Annotated in this window: 14 protein-coding genes; 6 read left to right on the forward strand and 8 right to left on the reverse strand. The window is 59.7% G+C overall.

The annotated features are described in order from the left end of the window. Nucleotides 1-174: 174 nt before the first annotated feature. Nucleotides 175-3,318: a transglycosylase domain-containing protein gene (locus RMV17_RS23740; protein WP_311882973.1), complete on the forward strand. Its 3,144-nt coding sequence runs from the start codon at nt 175-177 to the stop codon at nt 3,316-3,318. Between the two features lie 192 nt (nt 3,319-3,510). Beyond that, nucleotides 3,511-8,634 carry an NEL-type E3 ubiquitin ligase domain-containing protein gene (locus tag RMV17_RS23745; RefSeq protein WP_311882975.1) on the forward strand — a complete coding sequence of 1,708 codons (5,124 nt, stop codon included), beginning with the start codon at nt 3,511-3,513 and terminating at the stop codon, nt 8,632-8,634. Between the two features lie 56 nt (nt 8,635-8,690). Here the strand turns inward: RMV17_RS23745 and RMV17_RS23750 are convergent, their stop codons facing one another. The 6 genes from RMV17_RS23750 to RMV17_RS23775 form a co-directional block, all read right to left on the reverse strand. Continuing rightward, the gene (locus tag RMV17_RS23750) at nt 8,691-9,911 is read right to left on the reverse strand and encodes a hypothetical protein (protein ID WP_409373101.1); all 1,221 of its coding nucleotides are present in this window, start codon (nt 9,909-9,911) and stop codon (nt 8,691-8,693) included. A 39-nt stretch (nt 9,912-9,950) separates the two neighbouring features. Continuing rightward, nucleotides 9,951-10,451, reverse strand: a complete 501-nt coding sequence (locus RMV17_RS23755; RefSeq protein WP_034153550.1) for a CS1 type fimbrial major subunit — start codon at nt 10,449-10,451, stop codon at nt 9,951-9,953. Nucleotides 10,452-10,484: 33 nt separating this feature from the next. Beyond that, on the reverse strand, nt 10,485-11,228 hold the full coding sequence (locus RMV17_RS23760; RefSeq protein WP_311882980.1) for a molecular chaperone: 744 nt from the start codon (nt 11,226-11,228) through the stop codon (nt 10,485-10,487). A 44-nt stretch (nt 11,229-11,272) separates the two neighbouring features. Next, entirely contained in the window at nt 11,273-12,487 is a 1,215-nt protein-coding gene (locus RMV17_RS23765; RefSeq protein WP_311882982.1) for a hypothetical protein, read from the reverse strand. Nucleotides 12,488-12,491: 4 nt separating this feature from the next. Continuing rightward, nucleotides 12,492-15,014, reverse strand: coding sequence for a CS1-pili formation C-terminal domain-containing protein (locus tag RMV17_RS23770; protein ID WP_311882984.1), 2,523 nt, complete (start codon nt 15,012-15,014; stop codon nt 12,492-12,494). Between the two features lie 113 nt (nt 15,015-15,127). Continuing rightward, nucleotides 15,128-15,619, reverse strand: coding sequence for a CS1 type fimbrial major subunit (locus tag RMV17_RS23775; RefSeq protein WP_311882986.1), 492 nt, complete (start codon nt 15,617-15,619; stop codon nt 15,128-15,130). A 511-nt stretch (nt 15,620-16,130) separates the two neighbouring features. Here RMV17_RS23775 and RMV17_RS23780 point away from each other — a divergent pair. Together RMV17_RS23780 and RMV17_RS23785 are read left to right on the forward strand one after the other, a co-directional pair. Next, complete coding sequence (locus RMV17_RS23780) at nt 16,131-16,706, forward strand: PadR family transcriptional regulator (RefSeq protein ID WP_311882988.1); 576 nt, start codon at nt 16,131-16,133, stop codon at nt 16,704-16,706. Continuing rightward, a complete protein-coding gene (locus RMV17_RS23785) occupies nt 16,703-17,491 on the forward strand; it encodes a siderophore-interacting protein (RefSeq protein ID WP_311882990.1) in 789 nt (262 codons plus the stop codon). The genes RMV17_RS23780 and RMV17_RS23785 overlap by 4 nt, the downstream gene beginning before the upstream one ends. Nucleotides 17,492-17,594: 103 nt before the next feature. Here RMV17_RS23785 and RMV17_RS23790 read toward each other — a convergent pair whose 3' ends face one another. Beyond that, nucleotides 17,595-18,236, reverse strand: coding sequence for a Pr6Pr family membrane protein (locus tag RMV17_RS23790; protein ID WP_311882992.1), 642 nt, complete (start codon nt 18,234-18,236; stop codon nt 17,595-17,597). A gap of 1 nt (nt 18,237) precedes the next feature. After that, entirely contained in the window at nt 18,238-18,468 is a 231-nt protein-coding gene (locus tag RMV17_RS23795) for a VF530 family DNA-binding protein (protein WP_042608309.1), read from the reverse strand. A gap of 333 nt (nt 18,469-18,801) precedes the next feature. On the opposite strand from RMV17_RS23795, the gene RMV17_RS23800 reads away from it, so the two are divergent. Further along, nucleotides 18,802-20,163: a carbohydrate porin gene (locus tag RMV17_RS23800; protein WP_311882996.1), complete on the forward strand. Its 1,362-nt coding sequence runs from the start codon at nt 18,802-18,804 to the stop codon at nt 20,161-20,163. Nucleotides 20,164-20,401: 238 nt separating this feature from the next. Further along, entirely contained in the window at nt 20,402-22,813 is a 2,412-nt protein-coding gene (locus RMV17_RS23805) for a glucose/quinate/shikimate family membrane-bound PQQ-dependent dehydrogenase (RefSeq protein WP_311882998.1), read from the forward strand. The last annotated feature ends 201 nt before the right edge of the window (nt 22,814-23,014 follow it).

The following is a 23,014-nucleotide window of genomic DNA, read 5'->3' on the forward strand; positions in this document are numbered from 1 at the left end:
CCCCTCACCTGTATTTGTATAAATCTCACCGAGTCAGAACGTGGTTGCGAAGCGACCAGAAGCTGCCCTCATCGCTTCCTGATCCGTGCTCGCATCACAATTTCCCTCCCATCGCCAACCAACGTCTAAGCTTCAGACAAGTCCGATCAATCTGCGTGAATGGATCAATCGACTATGGGCGCTTTGTGGCAAACCGATTCGAGTAAAGCCGTGGTTCCGACTGACCGTGTGGATGAAGCGCCTGTCCCTGAAAAACCCCGCCGCAACCGGCACGGGTGGAAGGCTTTCTGGTTGTTGCTGGTGATTATCGCGATCGTCGTGGGGCTGGCTGCGTCCAAGGAAATGCGCACCTCGCGCTTTCAGTCACGGCAACTCAGCCAGTACGCTGCTTCGCTGACTTACCATCTCGAACCAGGCCCAAGCGAAGCGATTCGCTATCCGGGCAATGGTCCGTTCGATTTGCGCCTGGGTTACAGCTCGCTGGATGAATTCCTGCCGCGCCTGCTCAAACGCAATTACGTCATTACCGAACAGACGCGGTTTTCCCCGGCGCTGCTCAGCTATACCGACAAAGGCCTGTTCGTACCGTATTCAGAGAAGATTCAGGCCGGGCTGTCGATCACCGATTGCCGGGCCGCACCGCTGTACAAGTACAACTACCCGCAACAGCTTTATTCAAGCTTCGAATCCATTCCGCCAGTGGTGGTCAGCAGCCTGTTATTCATCGAAAACCGTTTTCTGCTCGACCCGAAACAACCACTGGCCAACCCGGCGGTGGATTGGCCGCGTTTCGGCATGGCCGCGTGGTCGCAAGTCGCTAAATTGCTGCATCTGCCAGGACAATCGGCGGGTGGCAGTACGCTGGCGACGCAATTGGAAAAGTACCGCCATTCACCGGATGGCCTGACGGTGTCCGGTGCCGAGAAGCTGCGGCAGATGATGTCCGCCAGCGTGCGCGCCTATCAGCCCGGCCCGCAAACGCTGGGAGCACGGCAGAACATCGTGCGCGATTACCTCAACAGCGTGCCGCTCTCGGCGGTGCCGGGGCATGGCGAAGTGCATGGCATGGCGGAAGGCTTGCGGGTCTGGTACGGCAGCGACTTCAACCAGGCCAACGCACAGTTGAACAGCCCGGCCACCGATCCGCAGACCATGGCCGCCAAAGGCATCGCCCTGCGTGAAATGCTCTCGCTGATGATCGCCCAGCGCCGCCCTTCGCATTACCTGACCAAGGGCCGCGAAGAGCTCGCCGACCTCACCGACAGCCACTTGCGTCTGCTCAAACAGAACGGTGTGATCGACAACGCCCTGGCCGATGCTGCCCTCACCAGTAAGGTCACTTATCGCGACTGGCAGACCCAGCCGACCATTCAGCCGATCGAAACCAACAAGGGCATCAGCGTCGCCCGCAGTCGTCTGGCGAGCATGCTCAACCGGCCGCTGTACGACCTCGACCGCCTCGACCTCTCGGCCACCAGCACCCTGCAGGGCGACCTGCAAACCCAGGCCACCGCCTACCTGAAGAAACTCGCCGACCCGGCCTATGCCGCCGAAATCGGCCTGCTCGGCGAACGTTTGCTTACCCCGACCAGCACCACGCAAGTGCGCTACAGCTTCACCCTCTTCGAGCTGACCCCGGACGGTTCCCGCGTGCGGGTGCAGACCGACAGCACCGACCAGCCGTTCGACATCAACGAAGGCAGCAAACTCGAACTCGGCTCGACCGCGAAGATGCGCGTGCTCACCACTTACCTGCAAATCATCGCCGAACTGCACGACAAGTACGGCGCCATGAGCGTGCCGGAGCTGAAGAAAGTCGAAGTCCCCGATCAGGACCGCTTGAGCCAGTGGGTCATCGATTACCTGACCCAGAACAAGGATCATGACCTGTCGAAGATGCTCGGCGCAGCCCTCGACCGCAAATACTCGGCGAGCCCCGGCGAGGCGTTTTTCACCGGTGGCGGTTTGCACGTGTTCCACAACTTTCGCAAGGAAGACAACGGCCGCATGCCCACCCTGCGTGATGCCCTGCGCGAATCGATCAACCTGCCATTCATTCGGCTGATGCGCGACGTGGTGCGCTACGTCACTTATTCGGGGCCCAATAGCAGTGCCGAATTGCTCAAGGATGATCGCGACCCGCGACGTCAGGAATACCTGGCGAATTTCGCCGACCGCGAAGGCACTTCGTTCCAGCTCAAGTTCTGGAAAAAGTACAAAAACAAAGACACTCAGGCGCGTCTCGACACGTTCCTCGACAGCATGCGCCCGACGCCGATCCGCATGGCCGCCGTGCATCGCTATCTGCTGCCCGATGCCAGCCAGGCAGACTTCAACACCTTCGTGCGCTCACACCTCAAAGGCGCCAAGCTCAGCGAAAAACTCACCGATGATCGCCTGATCCGCCTCTACGATTCCTACGGCCCCGGCAGCTACGATTTGCCCGATCAGGGCTTTATCGCCAAAGTGCACCCGCTGGACCTGTGGATGATGGGCTACCTGCTGAACCACCCGGACGCGACCTTCAGCGAGATCGTCAAGGCCAGTCATTTCGAACGTCAGGAAGTCTACAGCTGGCTGTTCAAGAGCAAGCACAAGGGCGCCCGCGACAGCCGTATTCGCACCATGCTGGAGATCGAAGCATTCCTCGAGATTCACCAGCGCTGGCAAAAAGTCGGCTACCCGTTCGATCATCTGGTGCCGTCGCTGGCCACGGCCATTGGCAGCTCCGGTGACCGCCCCGCCGCACTGGCCGAGTTGATCGGCACCATCCTCAATGACGGCGTGCGCATGCCGACGCTGCGCATCGACAGCCTGCATTTCGCCGCCGGCACGCCCTACGAAACGCAACTGGTCAATGACCCGCACGTGGGCAAACGGGTAATGCCATCCGAGGTCGCCACAGCCATGCGCGAGGCGCTGTCGCAAGTGGTCGACGCCGGTACGGCAAAACGTGTGTCCGGCAGTTTCAAACTGGCCGATGGCAGCCCACTGGCCATGGGGGGCAAAACCGGGACCGGCGACAACCGCATCGAGGCCATCGGTTCGGGCGGTCGCATCCTCAGTTCGAAGTCGATCAACCGTACCGCGACGTTCGTTTTCTACATCGGCGATCACCATTTCGGCACCCTCACCGCATTCGTTCCGGGGCGCTCGGCGGAGAACTTCAAGTTCACCTCGGCCCTGCCGGTGCAGGTGCTCAAGGGCATGGCACCGATTCTGACGCCTTATCTGCAACCGGGCAGCGACTCGCAATGCAAACCGGCACAGACCGCCAGCGTGGCGATGCTCGATGCGCCGCGCCCTGCAGCGAGGTAACAAATCGTGTCGGCTTTTTCTGCATCAGGGTGACGAATTTTCGGTTCGGCGGGTGGTATTCATGCATTTTTCAGATTCGAATTTTCGCAGGTTTGGCGCTCCGCCACGGGGTTTGCCTCCCGATCTTTGAACTTTTGTTTTGCCCTGCCCTGAGTAGGCTGATCACTCCTCAACAATCAAGGATGATTGGCCATGTCTCTCTCTCCCCAGCCTGCGGAAACCGCGGACAAAGGGCGGCACTACGAATTCATCAAGTCCGCCGTCAACGACAATTTCAAGACCGCCACCGTCAGCCGGGGCAAAGCGCTGGCGGCCACACCACTGAAGATTGAATCCTGGTACACCAGCGCACCCGCCGCCTATCTGGACAGGCTGACCAACGCCAATCTCAAGGCCTGGAGTTCGCAGAACCAGGTTGACCATCTGCTGGCCAAAACCGATCTCTACACCTTCGCCGAACCGCTGCTCAAGGCAAAAATCAAGGAGCGTCACGGCATCGAGCCGGACCTCAAAAACACTTTTCTGCGCCTGTACCTGCCGAAGGACAAACCGTGGTACGCCGTTGACGTTTCCGCCGGCGTCGTAACCCGCACCGTCTCGTTGCTGGATGCCGCCCTGCACAACTTCGCCAGCGGCGAGACGGTCGGTCATGGCTCGGACTACATCAGCAAACCCGATGAACGAGGGCTGTTCGATGTCCTGCCGATCAAGAACAAAATGCCCATCAGCCAGTTTCAGACGCTATGCCGGGATCTGGACATCGGCGCGCAGTACCAAAAACATCTGCAAAGCTACCTGCTGCCCGGCGAACCCGTGGCCGAGAGCGTGCTGCAATACAAGGTGAATGAAAGTCAGAAAGACGCCCTCGCCGTCGCGACGCACCTGGCGTTGATCAAGGAAGATATCCAGTACGACGCCTACAAAATGCTGCTGAATCTGGCGGAGGACAAACCGCTACTGCTCAATGGTCGATCGATGTACTGCTGTGACCTGTCAATGCTCGACACCCGGCTCACGGGCGTGCTCCTGCTGATGCACAGAACGCGGGACAATCGCGGCGTGCGACGGCTGATTGTCTACGTCCCTCATGATCCGGATCACCCGCTGAAGGAATACAGCTCTCTCAAGGCCTTCAAAACCGAACTGGCGCGGCAACTGCGCGAGGACGCCTTTTGCGCCTCCACCGAACAGACCTTTCGCCAGTTCTTCAGCCAGTTTGTCGACCAGCAACAGCGCGGTCATTTCTTCGCCACCCTTGAGCAACGGCTGTTCGTCGTCAGGTACCACCCGCGTGAGGACCCCACCGATCAGCAGCCAGCCTGGCGCAAGGACCCCGTGGAGAACCCGAACCTGCAGATGCAACAACTGCCACTGCAAGGCAATTACTGGCAACACGCCTATCAGCAAAAGCTCAACAAGATGCTCAACGACGCCCGGGAAATCGCCGTGTCCACCGCCGACACCGACAGCAAGGCGCGCTGGGCCTGGTGGGACAACTTCAAGAAAATCGTCTCGGACATCTTCAACGTTGCACTGCTGATCGCGACGCCGTTTGTGCCGGGACTGGGCGAGCTGATGATGGCCTACACCGCTTACCAACTGACCAGTGACGTCATCGAAGGCATCGTCGATCTGGCCGAAGGCGTCTGGGAAGAAGCCGCCGGGCATGTGATCAGCGTGGTGACCGACATCATTCAGTTGGCCGCCTTCGCGGCGGGCGCACAGATCGGCGAAGCCTTTCGCGTCAAACTGTCACAGCTGGTCGACGCCATGAAACCGGTCAAGCTACCCAATGGCAAAGACAGTTTATGGCACCCGGACCTGAGCCCTTACGAACGCAACGACCTGATCCTCTCGCCGAATTCAAAACCTGACCGGCTTGGCCTGCATCAGCACGGCAACGAAAGCATCCTGCCGCTGGAAGGCAAGCTGTACAACGTCGAAAAGGCTTCGACGGCAGCGACGTCCAACACTCACCGAATCAAACACCCGAAACGCGCCAATGCCTACAAGCCGCAAGTCGAACACAACGGCCACGGTGCCTGGGTGCATGAAGCGGAAACCCCGCACGACTGGCCGGATGAGGCGCTGATGCGGCGCCTGGGCCACAGCGTCGAACGCTTCTCTCCCACGGAGCTGGAGCAGATCCGCATCAGCAGTGGCACCGATCACAACGCCCTGCGCCAGATGCACATCGATAACAGCCCGCCACCGCCGCTGCTGGCCGATTCAGTCAAGCGCTTCGGTGCCTATGACGATGCCAACAGCGCGAGTTCGAACATTCGCCGCGGGCAACCGATCGACCCGCAAGCTGTCTGGCTGGAACCGATATTAACCGGTCTGCCGGGCTGGCCGTCGGCCAAGTCGCTGGAGGTCTATGCCGATGCCAGCCTGACCGGCTACTCGCGCAAGTACGGCAACCCGCACGCATCGCCTGCCGATACCTTGACCATTGGCCTGGACGATCTCAACGCCGGCAGGCTGCCAGAGCAGGTAGTGAGTTTTCTCAGCGATGGCGAGCTGAACAATCTGCTCGGCAACGACGTCGCGCCCGACCAGCGTGTCAGCGCCTTGCGCGGTCAACTCGCGGACGCTGTCGAGGAACGTCGCAGCGCGGTCGCCAGCCACCTCTACCAGGGCAGTCAGCGCTCGGCCAAAGCCGATGTCAGCGTGGTCAGACAAACCTTCCCGGATCTGCCGCTGCCATTGGCCGAGAAACTCGTGACTCAGGCCAGCCCTGCCGAGCTGCAGCGAATCGCCGATGACCATCGCCTGCCGCTGCGCCTCAAGGCCCAGGCGCGGGAACTGGATTTCGAAGCGAGAGCCGCCCGCGCCTACGAGGGTTTTTATCGCGACGAACTGATGACCGTCGACACCGAACGGCTCACGCTCAACACGCTCAAGTTCCACACCGCAAGCTTTGCCGATTTGCGCATTGAAGTGCGCAGCGGCAGCCCCGACGGACCGCTGCGGTGCGCCGCCGGGGCGGATAAAGCGCCGATCGTCAGACGTCTGGTCAGGGACGAACAGGGCCGTTACGAGGTTATCGATGCGAACGGCCGTACGCTGCACAACGCCGATGACTTCTATGAATCGATATTGCGCGCAATGCCGGAGCAGACGCTGGCGGACACCGGCTATCGCCTTGGCCAGGGTCGAGTGCTGAAAAACTGGATCATGGAAACCGCCGCGCCTGCTGCCGAGCGTCGCACCGTGCTGGCCGAACCACCCATTCGGCCGGTGGTGCCTCTGGAAACCGAAACACTGGTACGCGGCTGGCCAAGGTGGTTTTTTGCCGGTCCTCCGGAAGAGAGAGTGAAGGCACTCTTTCCGGGTCTGAACGAAACGCAAGTGACGCGTTTTATTAAAGACCTGAGTGCCAAGGGTGACCCGGTTGAAGCCATCAAACGCCTGGAGGTTGAACGTGAACAATTTCGCAACGCATTGGAGAAATGGCGTGACAGTTACCCCGCCGGAGTTGACTCCTCGGGGGAACCGATTCACGGAGCTTCAGGTGAATATCTGCATAATGGCGGCCTCTATCTCGAGGAACAGTTAGTCAATTGCTTCGAGCGCAAAAGCAGGTTTTTCAAGGCGCACAACGACGCTCCCGCGCAAGGCTACACACTCGACCTGTCCTCCGAGCTCCTGACCCGCAACCTTGAGCGTTGGTGGAAGGATCTGCGTAATCGCCCCGAGTTCAAACCCTTTATCGATCAGATCACCGCGCTGAAACTGGGCAAAACAGAAGTATCGTCAGCACCCGACGGCTTGCTGGGCAGTTTCCCCCATTTGCGCCAGTTGCGCGTGAACCAGGGTGGATTGCGGGAGATACCGTCAACCATCGGCGGGATGAAACAACTGGAACATCTGGACCTGGCCGACAACTCGATCAACCTCAATCCCGATTCGATCCGGCAACTCAGTGAGCTGACTCAGCTACACACGCTGAACCTGAACGGCAATCCACTGAACCAGCCACCCGACATCGGACGCATGTATCGCCTCAGAGACTTGAGCCTGGCCAATACCCGACTCAAGAGCTGGCCCCAGGGGTTGTTCAAGGTGGGCGCGGTGAACCGACAGCGACCGCGCACGTTCCGGATCGACCTGCGCAAATCGCCGATCAACAGCGTGCCCGATGTCCCCGTCCGCTCCGATCAGGCGTTTGTGCTCGCGCGGGCACGCTTCGATCAGTCGAAACTGCCCCAAAGGGACCTTTTGCGTCTCGGTTACCAGCGCAAATTGGTCGGTTTTTCCTTCGAGCAGCGTTACACAACGGCGGGCAACGACGAGATCAGCCATTGGCGACTCCTTCCTGAGGATGCGGCCGGTCTCGGCCCATCGGCAGAACTCAGCCCCTACCGTGAAGAGTCGTGGCATGACGTCCAGGGGGAACCTGGCTCCGCAGACCTGTTTAAAGTGATTGCCCAGCAACGAAACACAGCCGACTACCAGCTTGACCAGCCACGCCGACGATTGACCGCTCGGGTGTGGGAACTGATCGACGCGGTAGCCCTGGATACGGACCTGCGCGAAAAACTGTTCCAACAGGCTGGCGAGCCCGAAAGTTGCTACGAGGGCGGGGCTTATCTGTTCAACTCCATGGGCATGAAGGTGCTGGTCGCCAAGGCCTATGCAGAGCCGACCTCGGCCCGGGAGCTGGACCATAATCTGCTGACCCTGGCGCGCAGCAGCGCCCGTCTGGAAAGCGTGGGTGATATGGCACGGGAAGAAATCAGCCGCCAGACGCAGCGAAACCTGATCGACCCTCGGAACAACCGGGCACCGGACGATCTGCAAGTACACATGGCGTACCAGAGCGGCCTGGCAGAACGTCTGGGCCTGCCATGGCAATCGGAAAAATTGCTTTACCGGCAACGCGCCGGGGTGAGCCCGGAGAGTCTCGACGAGGCGTACACGTTGATCATCAAGCGTGAAGACGGTGACGGACTGGTCAACAAGATGATCGCCCCCTTGGACGGAAATGATTTCTGGGAGCAGCATTTGCGCAAGACTCACCCGACCCAATACGAAACCCATGACCGTCTCTTCCAGGTCAGGCACGAACGACTGGAAGATTTGCGCGCGGCGCAGGAACAGTGGGCCAACCTTACCGATCCGGCACTGCTCAATCCACTGGCCCGAAAAATGGAAGTCCTCGCCGATCAACTCGACATCCCTCAGGTTGAGGTGTTCAGTGGCGATCCCATGGATCCGCAACTCTACGACCGACTGATGGAGAAAATGGGCTATGAGCGCATGGAACTGTCGAGAAAACTGACCCGTGAAGCGTTGGTCCGGGCCGGTTTCTGAAAGCGATTGTTGGCAGAGGGGGCCGTTCATCGCAGACGGCTGCCTCTGCCCAGGACCTAATCGACTTCCGAATCCCAGATCACGGTGATGTTGCCTTTATAGGGACGGCCCTTTGCGTTTTCGATCAGCCAGGCGGTCTGCTGCTCATTTACCTCGAAATGCAGGGTGCCCGGTTTGCGATCGATATAAAGGCCCGGTTGAAACGTTGCCACCGTATCGGCATTCAAAGGTCGGCGCCGGACCGATTGCCCGGCGCTGTCGGTCAAGCCGTTGGGCAAGCTGACACTGACGTCGACGGCCCCGCCAAAGCCCTGACCGTCGACAATGGCGCAGCCCGAGCCCCAGCCCAGTCGGTGCTCACATTCAAGTTTCATGGTGAACTTCGACGAGGCGGAGATATGGAAGATCTGATCGCGATAAAGACGCACAGGCTTGCGTCCACTGTCGAGCCAGCGCTGCCAGCCGCCTTGTGGTTCAAGGACGACTTTGTTGCCACCGGGCGGGATGTCCACTTTCAAGGTGTGTTGCACGTCGAGGACAAAATCCAGCGTCAGGCTGCTGTCGTCCGGCTCGAACAGTTTGCCCATATCGAAATCCCCCCCAGATCCGAGGCTGTAGGTCAATGAGCCGGTATACCGGCCCGAAGACATATTCAACGGGTTGGGCGTGCGCAGCTCGTAGGTGATGTCCAGTTTGTCGAAATACATTGATGGAATGTGAAAGGCCGGCACCTTGATACAGTGAGCCTCCTGCGTGGTTTTCCAGAAAAACCGCCAGTTGTCTTCGCCGTAGGCGCCAACGCCGCTATACCAGCAAGGGGCTGGAATGCCTTGCACCCAATTTCCCGTAGTCCACAACCGGCTATGGCCTTCCAGCGCGTTGCTGCCGCCTGCCAGGCGCACAGCCGGATGGCTCAACACATACTTGGAACCAATGCCGGTGATGCGTATTTCCACTGACTGGGTTTCCTGCGTCTGACTGTTTGTGATGGTCAGCCGCCGAAAACTGGCGGGCGCCTTGACTGCCGCCCAGTCAAATACTCCGATGTATCGGGTGGAACTGAAACGTACGGGCAATTCAATGCTGAACATCCCGTTACTTTCACATTCGCCCGGATAGGTCGCGCAATAACCGCTGTTCGGGGTTTTGTTGACGAACGTTACCTTGTCTGGTTTTGAAGGGTCCGGCTGGAACAACGCGCGGATCTCCTGATTGATCGCCTGCGCCTGAGGGATGCTCAACGCCGCCAGCACACCCAGCCAAATTAACCTTTTCATTATTCGTCCTGCCTCTGATGAGCCTGATCTGTTTTGCTGTTACGCCCCCGGTGCCTTGGCGTTGAACATCAGCACTACATTGCCGTGATAATCCCCGGGGCGATAACCACCCGCCGGTTCGATCGGGTCGATCTTCAACGCCACGCGCTTGCCCCCGGCGGCCTCTTCCTCTGACAGCACCTGACGCGGGGTGATGTGCGAACTCAATTCGACATCATTGAACGCGACCCGCAGATCAATCACTTCACCGGGCCGACCGTTCTCCATGTAAGGGTCGAAGGCCAGACGCGCTTCAATCGCGCTGCTGTCATGGCGCACATCGAAATTCCGCTGCAGCCCGCTGAGGCTCGAGCGCTGGTAATCCCACTCGAGCCGCTGCGGTCGGTGAATCCAGTCCGGTTCCGCAGGAATGATGTAGAACGGGCGACTGGGAATGGTCAGGGAAACTTCGAAGGTGTGTTCTTCGCGAGCGGCCCACGCCCCAGCGCCGATCAGTGCGGTGGCAGCCATCAATGTGGCGGTGGTGCATTGCTTGATCATGGTGGTTACCCGATGCGTCAATGGAAAACAAACCTAGCGACTGGCGATCTTTATGGTTTTTTTCTCGCTGCCTTCGATCAGGAAGAAGCTGTACTGACGACCCTTTTCCTTATCGAAGGCAAAGGTCTTGCCCGCCAGCACATGGTGTTTGGTGGTTGCGCCGCAGTCGCTTTCCTTGCTCAGCGAACAGCTCTTGAACTCATCGACAATCAGCACAGTGTTACCGTTGTTGCGCAGTTCGTAGCGGCTGTCGGTGTCGTTGACGACGGTGGCGAAACGCGCGTCCCGGGGCCGCACGAAGAAGATCGTGCCGAACCCGGTCATCACGTTGACCCCGGCTGAAAGCGAGTTTTTGTAGTCTTCGCGCTCTTCGTTGCTGACCACAAACTCGTCTTCCTTTTCCGGCACCACCGGGACGAAGCGGACCCGAAAATAGCGCTCGCGATCGCGCTCGCCCATGTACAGCAAACGCGTGCCCTGCATGCCCTGCGCCGGCACGATCAGCCGCGCCGGGCTGGCCATCACGCCATTGCGCGAAGCGCCGTCGGCAGCGTTTTGCACGGGCACTTCCTGCGGCACGCCATCGGCGTCGTAGATGATTTCCAGCACGTTGATCTTGACGAATGCCGTGGCGTCGCCACTGTTGAATACACGTTTGAGGTAGGTACTTTTATCGGCATCGAGATAGTCGTACACGGTGCCGACATTGATTTGCGGACCGGCCTGTGCCGTGAGGCAAAACACGCTGAGCACGCCCAGCAGAAAACCACGGTTCATCGTCTTTAACTCCATGAATTTCGAGGATGGGCAGACTGGAGCGCTCACGCTTCCGAGTCCCAGATAATGGTGATGTTGCCGCGCAGCCGGTCGTTCAGGCCGGGGCGCAGGAGGAAATCGATCGCAAACGGGTCCAGCTCGAAATGCAGCGCGCCGGGCTTGCGCTCGACATAGAGGCTGGGCTGGAACGGGCCGGCCCAGTTGTTGAAGCTCAATGGAATTCTGTTGACGGGGCCATTGCCGGGGCCCTCGATTCCCGCAGGCAAGGTCATCGAGACCTTGATCTGAACGGAGTTGCCCAAGGGGCTGCCGAGGTTGCAGTACGGCCCGCCCTGGGAATCGCACAGCATCATCACCTTGAAGCGCGACGACGCAGAAATGAAGAAGGGTTGATCGCGGAAAATCCGCTTCGGCTTGCGCCCGCTGTCGAGCCATGGCGCCCATCCGCCTTCGGGTTCCAGCGAGACTTTATTGCCACCCGGTGGCAGATCGACTTTAAGGGTGTGTTGTACGTCCAGCACGAAGTCGAGGGTGAGGTTGCTCTCGTCCGGCTGAAACGCCGCGCCCATATCGAAATCGCCGTTGGGCCCCATGCTGTAAGAGATGGATCCGGTATACAGACCGCTCGACATGCTCAACGGGTTAGGAGTTTTCAGCTCATAAGCAAAATCAATATTGTCGAAGTACATCGAGGGGATGCGGAAAGCGGCGGTCTTGGTACAGGGCGCTTGCACAGGTGTCTGCCAGAAAAAACGATAAGTGCGGTCGCTGTATCCCGCCACGCTGGTACCCTGGCAAGGCGCCGGGGCATACAGCCAACCTGTGCGGGACTCCCAGAGGATGTCATGACCTGTAGGGGCGGCCACTCCGGTCAGGTTATCCACGGTATCGCTGAGGACAAATCGGGAACCGATACCAGTGATGCGTACCTCTACGGCCTCCGTTTCCTGAGTATCCTGATTAGTAACCGTTAGCCGCTTCCAGCCAGCAGGGACCTGCAGCGAGACATCGTCACCCGGCATAAGCTCGCCTGTTGAGCTGTAGCGCACGGGCAACTCGATGCTGAACATGTTGTTGCTCGCGCATTGCGCGGGAAAGTTCACGCAATAACCACTATTGGGCGTCTGGTTGACGAACAGATTCTTGCCCGGCTGCGCAGGGTCAGGCTGAAACAGCGCGCGGATCTCCTGATTGATTGCCTGGGCCGGCGACATGCTCAGCGCCAGTACCAATGCACATCCCCCTGTAATTATCTTCATAGGATCAACCCGCTTTCTGTTCGGTGGAGGTGACGTCGGCCAGCGTGTCCGGCGTGCAGCGCAAATCACCGATCATCAACACATTGTTTTCGCTGCGATGGCTGTCGGCATCGAGACGGAACTGGCACAGCAACTGTTTGCCCTGCCGCACTTCCAGCGTCGGTGAGCCGGCGTTCATTTCCATCGAGAAGAACCCGTCGACTTCGGTCACCCCACGGCTGGCGTGGTTGATCACGTGGTGGCCCTTGAGCGGACGCCCTTGGCCGTCCACCAGTCGGCCGAGCACGGTGAGGGTTTTCATCACGCGGACCTTGCGGTATTCCACGCCGCCCTTGTTCAAGTGATAACGAGTGCGCGCCGGTTCGATGGTGGCGGCCGGTACGTTGTTGCCTTCGAAGTCGAAACTCACCGAGCTGTTCTGATACGCGGTAATCGGGATGAAATTGCGCCCCGGCTTCAACGCCGCACCGCCACCGCTGTAATCGTCGGCGCGCAGAACGATGTCCTCGATGTCCGATTCCACATCCACGATCATGCCGGCGCCGCGCACTTCGCTCTGGCTGGTCATGAGTATCTGCTGCCCGCCGACCACCAGGGTGCTGTCGACGTTAAGGCCGCCCGTGAAGTTGCCGTTGTAGGAGGAGCGCTGAATGAAGCCATCGCCATTAACCGCGTCGGTGCGGAAGTTGGCGAGGCTGGCAACGCCCACCCCGTAAGTGTCGGTAAGTGCCGTGAGCGACACGTTTTGCAGGACGTGATCCTGAAAATCCTTGCGCCAGCCAAGAGAAGCATTGTTGTCCCGCCTGCCGTCGCGGGCCGTGCGCGACCCGATACTGCCGGTGATCTGCTGACCGGGTGCGCCGAGCGCCATGTTGATGCTCAGGTCGACTCCACGGTTGCGTGCATCGCCGCTGCTGAAACTGCCCGGCCGATCAAAAATCGACAGGCGCCAACTGGCATCGCTGCCCAGCACCATCGTGCGCTGGGTCCAGCCCAGATCGACACCCATGCCCTCGACATTGCCCTCGCTGTGCGAAACCCGCGCGTTGACCGAACTCTTGCTGCTGATGCGATGGTTGAGCGCCAGCGATGAATTGCTGGTCTGCCCGATAAACACATTGCGCGGGCGCACTCGGGTGCCGTCGGGCAACGTATCGTAGGTATTGGTGGTGTCGAGCCAACTGCGGTTGTGGCTGACGACGAGGCTACCGGCGCCATAGTTGTAGAGGCTTTGCAGATCGAGACCGGTGCCGTAATCCTCGGTCTTGTAGACGTTGGCGTACAGGCTGATGTGGTTGGCCAGGGTCCAGTCGATGGACGTGCCGTATTGCAGTTTTTCGCGAATCTGCCGTGCCGACAGGCCGAGAATCACCCGTGGATGCAGCAGGTAATTCACCGAAGCGCCCGCCGTCGGGCTGCCGCTGGCCTGAGTGTCCCAGTTGCTCAGCAGTTTCTGTTCTTCGCCGGCAAAGACGTTGTAGCGCCAGCGCTCGTCGAGGTTGCGCCAGTTGTTGGGCTTGTACACCAGCTCCTGGGTGGTGGAAGTGATCTGGCCGTCTTCGATCAGGCGCACTTCCACTTCATAAATGCCGCCGGGCAATGGTCGGGTGTCGAGGGTCTGTAAACCGGCCGGCACCGATTGGGTATTGATCAGCAAACCATCGCGCCAGATCTCGACGGAACCCTGGCGGTTGGCGGTGACGTAGATCGGATAAACGCTAGGCATCGGGCTGTTGATGGCCAGGCTATCGGAGCTGCCGTACATCACACCGACGGCGGTGTCGGGGCTGGTGCCGAACGTGCGCGGTTGGCGCGTCAGCCCTTCGGAATTGGGGGTGAAATAACCCAGACGGAAAAAACTGCCTTGCAGTTCGCGCTGGGTGTGCAGCTCTTGAATGGCGTGATACAGCTTGTCGTCCGGACCACCGAGACGGGCCAATTGCAGGTTGAGCGTCTGGCTCCAGTTGCCCAGGCTGGAGCTGGCTTCGAGGCCAAAGCGTCCGCCGAGATCCTGGTCCTGACCGCCATTGAGGTTGAGCTGATTGCGCACCATCAAGCCGTGGCTGCCGCCATCAGGCTGATCGTAGAAACGTTTGGCCTCGACATCGCGCTCGGCGTTTTCGGTGAGAATCGAGACCAGCGAGTTTTCCAGGTTGTAGTGCACCGCCAGAAACTGGTCCGGGCAGGAACCGCTGCACGCCCCCAACGGCACGCCGGGCTTGAGATAGCTCGCCCACTTTTCGCGTTCGGCGGGGCCAAAGCGGTTTTCGCTGGTGTCGGTGAATTCGAGCAGGGTGATGCGATCATCGCGGGATAACACCACCATGGCCTCACCCAGTGGTTGCTGATCGACTTCGACCCGTACCGCCAGCGGCACATCAAAGAAATGCTCCTCGAAATCCGCCGGCAAACCCTTGGCCTGCGCCAGCAGACTGCGGGGTGTGGTACCGGTGGAGTTGGAAGCCACGGCTGCGCTGGCACAAAACAACAGCGCAAGCGCAGCCGCGATGGGTGTCATCGGGAACATGAACTCGTACTCTGATTTACAAACAAGGAAAGTCCGGCGGGGCAACCACTGCTGACTGCCCCGTCGGTTAGCGCCACTTGTACAAGTGCACGCTTAGTGCCCGATCAATGTGATCAGTTGGTCGCAACCGGTGGCACGGCATCGAAGATCATTGCCACGGAACCGGTGTAATCGCCCGGCTGGAAGTTGCTGCCTACGGCGCTGATGTTCAGCGGCGCGCGGTAGTTGACGTCGGACTCCGACTCGCCCACCACCATTTGCGGAGTCAAGGTCAACTCCCTGTTGTTAAGCAACACACGCAGGTCAATGGAGGTATTGCCGGCGATCAGTTTCGGCTGGCTTTCGAGGCTGGCGTGTACCGAGCCGTTGTTGTTACGCACATCGAAGAAACCATTGACGTCGCGCATCTTGCCGGTGGTTGGCTGATAGCTCATGTCCTGGTCCTTGTTGACCAGATCCGGGTCGGTCGGCACAACATAGAAACCGTTGGTCGGCACATGAGCGACAAGGCTGATCGAGTGCGACGCTTCACCAGCGGCGAATGCGCCAGTGGAACCCAGTGCCAGAAGAGCCAGTGGAGCGGCGATTGCGAGTTTCTTGAACATCGTTATGTACCTGTTTTCTTGATAGGGGGATGAGCATTGAAAGTTCAAGACCAACACTGGCCGAATCGCTGCCCGGCTTGTTTCAGGTCAACTTAAACTTTCAATGCCGGAGCATCATCGGCTGTTAACTCTGGGAAGTAAGCAGGCAACTTCCGACAACCTCGTAGTTAAACAACCCCATGACCCGCGAGAAAAAAGAACAAAAAAACAATATTCGAAACAGTAACTGTAAGTTATCCCCTACAGACAGTTTAAGTTAAAAAACCATACAGCAACTTCGCCCTGCCAGCACGGCTACATTGCGTTGTTTAGAACATATACTCTACAGCAAATAGAGTGATGACTTTAACTTTCAAGTTATCGCTGACGAAATCCCGCCTGAACACCCATCGCTTGCATTTACCTTGCAGATGCCGCTCGTCAGCCCGGGTCACGGCTCAGGGAAAAAGCGCTTGCGCCCGCCTTAAGATATATCTTAAGTTGTATCTAAACACGACGAGAGAAGACAGAAATGAGAGACCATCATTCCCCCCACCGCGAACACGGCGACGGCCGTGACGGCTTCGAGAAGCGCCCCGGACGCGAGCGCGGCGGCCGTGGCCCCCGGGTGTTCGCCCCCGGCGATCTGAAACTGCTGTTGCTGGCGCTGGTCGCTGAACAGCCGTGTCACGGCTATGACCTGATCCGCCAGATCGAAGGCATGTTCGACGGCGCGTACAGCCCGAGTCCCGGGGTGATCTACCCGACCCTGACCTTTCTTGAAGAGAGCGAGCTGATCACCGGCGACGCCGAGGGTGGCAAAAAACGCTACAGCGTCACCGAGGCCGGTCGTTTGTCTTTAAGCGAGCAAGCCGTGGCGCTGGACGGTGTGCGGATGCGCATCGATGTGAGCAAACGCTCGCTGCGCGGCCATGATCGGCCGCCGGAAATCCACGAAGCGGTACACAACCTGCGCCATGCCCTGCAGATGCACCACGGCCGCTGGAGCGCCGAAGAAATCCTGCGCGTGCGTGACCTGCTCAACGACACCGCCAAAGCCATCGTCGACGGCCCTGCCGTTCAACCTGTTTCGGAGAAAAGCGAATGACTGCAGTCGATACCCAAACCATTCACCGCGTGATGCACGAAATCAAACGCCGCAAGCTCGAAGTCCTGCGCGTGGTCGACCTGACCCCGCGCATGCGCCGCATCACCCTCGGTGGGCCGGAGCTGGCCGGTTTCATCAGCCTGGGCACCGATGATCACGTCAAACTGTTGTTCCCGCAGAATGCCGAACAGGTGGCAGCGCTGGAGACCATGGTGCTCGGCGCCGGCAAGGACGATGGGCCGAAACCGGAAATGCGCGACTACACCCCGCGTCGCTACGACCTCGATGCGCTGGAGCTGGATATCGACTTCGTTCTGCACGGTGACGGCCCTGCGTCGACTTGGGCCGAACAGGCCCAACCCGGGCAATTCCTGCACATCGGCGGCCCGCGCGGTTCGATGATCGTGCCGGACATTTTCGACAGCTACCTGCTGATCGGCGATGAAACCGCCCTGCCCGCCATCGCCCGGCGTCTCGAAGGTCTGGCGGCCAATCGCAAGGCGCTGGTGGTGATCGAAGTGGAGAACGGCGCCGAGCAGCAAATACTGGAGAGCCCGGCGCAGGTCAATGTGATCTGGGTGTTGCGCGAGGGTGGCCGGGACAATCTGCTGGCGACGGTGAAGCAATTGCAGGTGCCCAAGGGCAATCTGTATGCGTGGGTCGCGACGGAAACGAAAGTTTCACGGCAGATCCGCCGGGTGCTGATCGATGAGCATGGGCTGGATGAGCAACTGATCAAAGCCGTCGGTTACTGGCGCGCCGAGGGCAGTCCCGAAGAAGAATGAGAACCCTGTGGGAGCGAGCCTGCTCGCGAAGGCGTCAGCACCTTCAACATCCATGGTGACTGACACAACGCATTCGCGAGCAGGCTCGCTCCCACCCTGTATCTTAACTTCGTGCGGCTTGCCAGCGATCGATGCCAATGACCAGCAACCCAATCACCACAAACCCCACCAATATCCCCCCGGCATTGACCAGCACCTGTGGATAACCCAACACCGCCACATCAATGAACGGGTACGCATACGCGCCGAGCCAATGCCCGCGCAGCAAGGCGTAAATGAAATACACCAGCGGATAAATCAGCCACACCGGCAGATGCCACCAGCACAAAGTGCCCTTGGGCACGCACACCCACCAATAGACCAGAAACAGCAGCGGCATCACGTCGTGCAGCAGTTCATCGGCAATAAACTGCCAACCTTCGGGATGCCACAAATGCCGCAGCAAGATGCTGTAGGCGAGGCCGACCACAGCAATGCTCACGGCAATGCCACTGCTCACCCACGGCTGCAAGAACCAGCGGCGCGCAGCAGACTCACGCGCGGTCACGGCACAGGTCAGCACCGTCGCCACCAGCGTATTGGTCAGAATCGTGAAGTAGCTGAAAAAACTCACCACGCCGCCCAACAGGCTCGCGCCAACGCTTAAACGGGCGAAGAAAATCAGGTACAGCTGAATGCCCAAACCCGCCCAGCCTAGAACGGCTGCGCAGGTAATCAGGCGACGGCGCCAACAACCGGCGTCCATTTCAGAGCGGTCGCTTGGTGCGCATCAACTTTACGTACAAACGCTCGACCTTCTCCCGCGCCCACGGGGTTTTGCGCAGAAACGTCAGGCTCGACTTGATGCTCGGGTCGCTCTTGAAGCAGCGAATATCGATGCGCTCGGCCAGCCCCGACCATTCGTAATGGGCCACCAACGCATTGAGGATCTGTTCAAGGGTCACGCCGTGCAGCGGATCGGGGGTTTGTTCGTTCATGCCAGGCCTTTGGGCGAAGTGAAAATGCAGAAGCCGCGCACCTTAGCCGAGGGGGTGGTTCGGTGGAAGGGCTTCCTTCAAATGTAGGTCAAGGTCAAAAGATCGCAGCGTTCCGCAGCTCCTACAGGTGTATGCATTTCAATGTAGGAGCTGCCGAAGGCTGCGATCTTTTCGCACTGTTACCAAATCCGAAAGGATGCATGTTCACAAAAGGCCTTTGTCTTTTTGTAACAGATCATTATCCTGCCGCCCTTCCGCTGAATCGCTTCACTGCCTGCGACTTATTGAAGCACTCAGCTCGCACCCCCGAAAACACCAAAAAAAGACTTAGCCATGCCCGATTTTTCCTTCTCCCGAGACAGCGCTATCTCAGCCCTGCGCACCCTAGGCGGCTGCACCGCCCTCGGCCTCGCCACTTGCGCCCAAGCGGCGCCCGCGTTCGACAGTGACTCACCGTACATGCTCGGTGACTGGAACGGCACGCGTACAGAACTCTCGGAAAAAGGCTACGACTTCAAGCTCGATTACACCGGCGAAATGGGCAGCAACCTCCACGGTGGCTACGACCATGACCGCACCGCGCGTTACAGCGATCAGTTCGGCCTTGGCACACACCTGGACCTGCAGAAGATCCTCGGCTGGGACGACGCCGAGTTTCAACTGACCATCACCAAACGCAGCGGCAACAACATCAGCAACGACCGCATCAACGATCCGCGCGTTGGCGGCTTCACCTCGGCTCAGGAAGTCTGGGGCCGTGGCCAGACCACGCGCCTGACGCAGATGTGGTATCAGCAGAAATTCTTCGATCAGAAACTCGACATCAAGGTCGGTCGTTTCGGCGAAGGCGAAGACTTCAACAGCTTCCCGTGCGACTTCCAGAACCTCGCGTTCTGCGGCTCGCAGGTCGGTAACTGGGTCGGCGGCATCTGGTACAACTGGCCGGTCAGCCAGTGGGCGCTACGCGTCAAATATCACCTGACCCCAGAGCTGTACGCACAGGTCGGCGCTTACGAGCAGAACCCGTCGAACCTCGATCGCGGCAACGGCTTCAAACTCAGCGGCAGCGGCACCCAAGGCGCAATCCTGCCGATCGAACTGGTGTGGACGCCGAAACTCAACGGCCTGCCGGGTGAATATCGCGCCGGTTACTACTACAGCAACGCCAACGCCACTGACGTCTATAAAGACAACCACGGCCAACCAGCCGCCCTCAGCGGCGAAGCCTACCGCAGCGCGTCGAGCAAACACGGCGTGTGGCTGGGTATCCAGCAGCAGATCACCAGCGTCGCCAGCGATAACAGTCGCGGCTTGAGCGTGTTCGCCAACGGCACGATGCACGACAAGAAAACCAACGCGATCGACAACTACGTGCAGGCCGGCATCACCTACAAAGGCCCGTTCGATGCCCGCGCCAAGGACGACATCGGCTTCGCCCTCGCCCGCGTGCACGTCAACCCGGCCTTCCGCAAAAACGCTGAAGCCAGCAACCGCGCCAACGCCGTGTACGACTACGACGACCCGTCCTTCCTGCCGCCGCAAGACACCGAATACAGCGCCGAGCTGTATTACGGCGTGCACGTGACCAACTGGCTGACCGTACGCCCGAACCTGCAATACATCCGCCACCCCGGTGGCGTGAACAACGTCGACGACGCCCTGATCGGCGGGATCAAGATCCAGTCCTCGTTCTAACCGACACCAAAAAAACCTGTGGGAGCTGCGGTGCGACGATTCGACTTGCCAGCGATAGCGGTGGGTCTGTCACTGAAAATGCCAACTGATAGACCGCCATCGCTGGCAAGCCAGCTCCCACAGGGGATTTATGAAATTCGTTAGCTAGACAAGTTTTTATCTGAACCATGCCTGTGCCAAATCGTCATCTAAAGTGACTACAGCGCGGGACTACATAAACGTCACGGAGAATCACACTATGAGCACCGAAAGTGCTTCGAGTCGGGGCCGTTTGCTACCGAGCCTGCTCGGCATTCTGCTTCTACTGATGGGCCTGGCCATGTTGGCCGGTGGGATCAAGCTGAGCATGCTCGGCGGCTCGCTGTACTACCTGCTGGCCGGTATCGGCATTGCGCTGTCCGGCATCCTGTTGCTGATGCGTCGTCGCGCAGCGCTGGGCCTGTACGCCATCGTTCTGTTTGCCAGCACCGTTTGGGCGCTGTGGGAAGTCGGTCTGGACTGGTGGCAACTGGTGCCACGTCTGGCCCTATGGTTTGTCCTCGGCTTCGTGATGTTGCTGCCGTGGTTCCGTCGTCCGCTGCTGCTTAACGGCCCGGCGCCACTGGGCACTGGCGGTCTGACCGTCGCTGTGGTGCTGGCCGGCGTCACCGCTCTGGCCAGCCTGTTCACCCATCCGGGCGAAACCTTCGGCGAACTGGGCCGCGACACCGCGGACACCACCAGCACCGCGCCAGCCATGCCCGATGGCGACTGGCAGGCCTATGGCCGCACCGAGTTCGGTGACCGTTACTCGCCGCTGAAGCAGATCACCCCGGCCAACGTCGGCAAGCTGCAAGAAGCCTGGCGCATCCAGACCGGCGACCTGCCAACGGCAGATGACCCGGTCGAGCTGACCAACGAAAACACCCCGCTCAAAGCCAACGGCATGATCTACGCCTGCACCGCGCACAGCAAAGTGTTGGCCCTGGACCCGGACACCGGCAAAGAACTGTGGCGTTTCGACCCGCAGATCAAGAGCCCGGTCGGCTTCAAAGGCTTCGCCCACATGACCTGCCGTGGCGTGTCGTACTACGACGAAGCCGCTTACGCGAAAACTGAAAACGCAGCCTCGGCGGTGATTTCCGAAGCTGGCAAAGCCGTTGCTCAGGCCTGCCCGCGTCGTCTGTACCTGCCAACCGCTGATGCCCGCCTGATCGCCCTGAACGCCGACACCGGCAAGATCTGCGAAGGCTTCGGCAAAAACGGCGTGGTTGACCTGACCCAAGGCATCGGCCCGTTCACCGCTGGCGGCTACTACTCCACCTCGCCAGCGGCGATTACCCGTGACCTGGTGATCATGGGCGGTCACGTTACCGACAACGAATCGACCAACGAGCCATCGGGCGTGATCCGCGCCTTCGACGTGCGCGACGGTCACCTCGTGTGGAACTGGGACAGCGACAAGCCAGACGCCACCGAGCCATTGGCACCGGGCGAAACCTACAGCCGCAACTCGGCCAACATGTGGTCGCTGGCCAGCGTCGACGAAAAACTCGGCATGGTGTACCTGCCACTGGGCAACCAGACCCCAGACCAGTGGGGCGCAGATCGCACCCCGGGCGCCGAGAAATTCAGCGCCGGCATCGTGGCTCTGGACCTGGCCACCGGTAAAGTGCGCTGGAACTACCAGTTCACTCACCACGACCTGTGGGACATGGACGTTGGCAGCCAGCCAACCCTGCTCGACATGAAAACCGCCGACGGCGTGAAACCTGCGCTGATCGCTCCGACCAAACAGGGCAGCCTGTACGTCCTCGACCGTCGTGACGGCACGCCGATCATCCCGATCAAGGAAATCCCGGTCCCGCAAGGCGCAGTGAAAGGCGACCACACCGCACCGACCCAGGCCCGTTCGGACCTCAACCTGCTGGCCCCGGAACTGACCGAAAAAGCCATGTGGGGCGCGAGCCCGTTCGACCAGATGCTGTGCCGCATCCAGTTCAAAGAACTGCGTTACGAAGGCCAGTACACCCCGCCGTCGGAACAGGGCAGCCTGATCTACCCGGGTAACGTCGGCGTGTTCAACTGGGGCGGCGTCTCGGTCGATCCGGTTCGCCAAATGCTGTTCACCAGCCCGAACTACATGGCCTTCGTTTCGAAAATGGTGCCACGCGAGCAAGTCGCCGCCGGCAGCAAACGCGAAAGCGAAACCGCTGGCGTGCAACCGAACACCGGCGCGCCATACGCGGTGATCATGCACCCGTTCATGTCGCCATTCGGCGTACCGTGCCAGGCCCCGGCCTGGGGCTACGTCGCCGGTATCGACCTGACCACCAGCAAAGTCGTGTGGAAACGCAAAAACGGCACCAGCCGCGACAGCTCGCCAATCCCGATCGGCTTCACCTTGGGCGTGCCAAGCATGGGCGGCTCGATGGTCACGGCTGGCGGCGTCGGCTTCCTCAGCGGCACCCTCGACCAGTACCTGCGCGCGTACGACGTGAACAGCGGTAAAGAGCTGTGGAAATTGCGTCTGCCGGCTGGCGGCCAAGCAACTCCGATGACTTATACCGGCAAGGACGGCAAGCAATACGTCCTGCTGGTCGTCGGCGGTCACGGCTCGCTGGGCACCAAAATGGGTGACTACGTGATTGCGTACAAACTGCCGGAATAAGTTTTAGCGGCGGTAAAAATGAAGGCGATGTCTCGTGAGGGGCATCGCCTTTTTTGTGCATGCCATTTCTGCATACACCTGAGGACCCTGTGGGAGCGAGCCTGCTCGCGAAGGCGTCGGCACATTCAACATCTACGGTGCCTGACACACCGCTTTCGCGAGCAGGCTCGCTCCCACAGGTTGAAAAGTGTTTATCTGTGG

Origin of the sequence: Pseudomonas sp. VD-NE ins, assembly GCF_031882575.1 — a bacterium.
Lineage (GTDB): Bacteria > Pseudomonadota > Gammaproteobacteria > Pseudomonadales > Pseudomonadaceae > Aquipseudomonas > Aquipseudomonas fluorescens_BZ.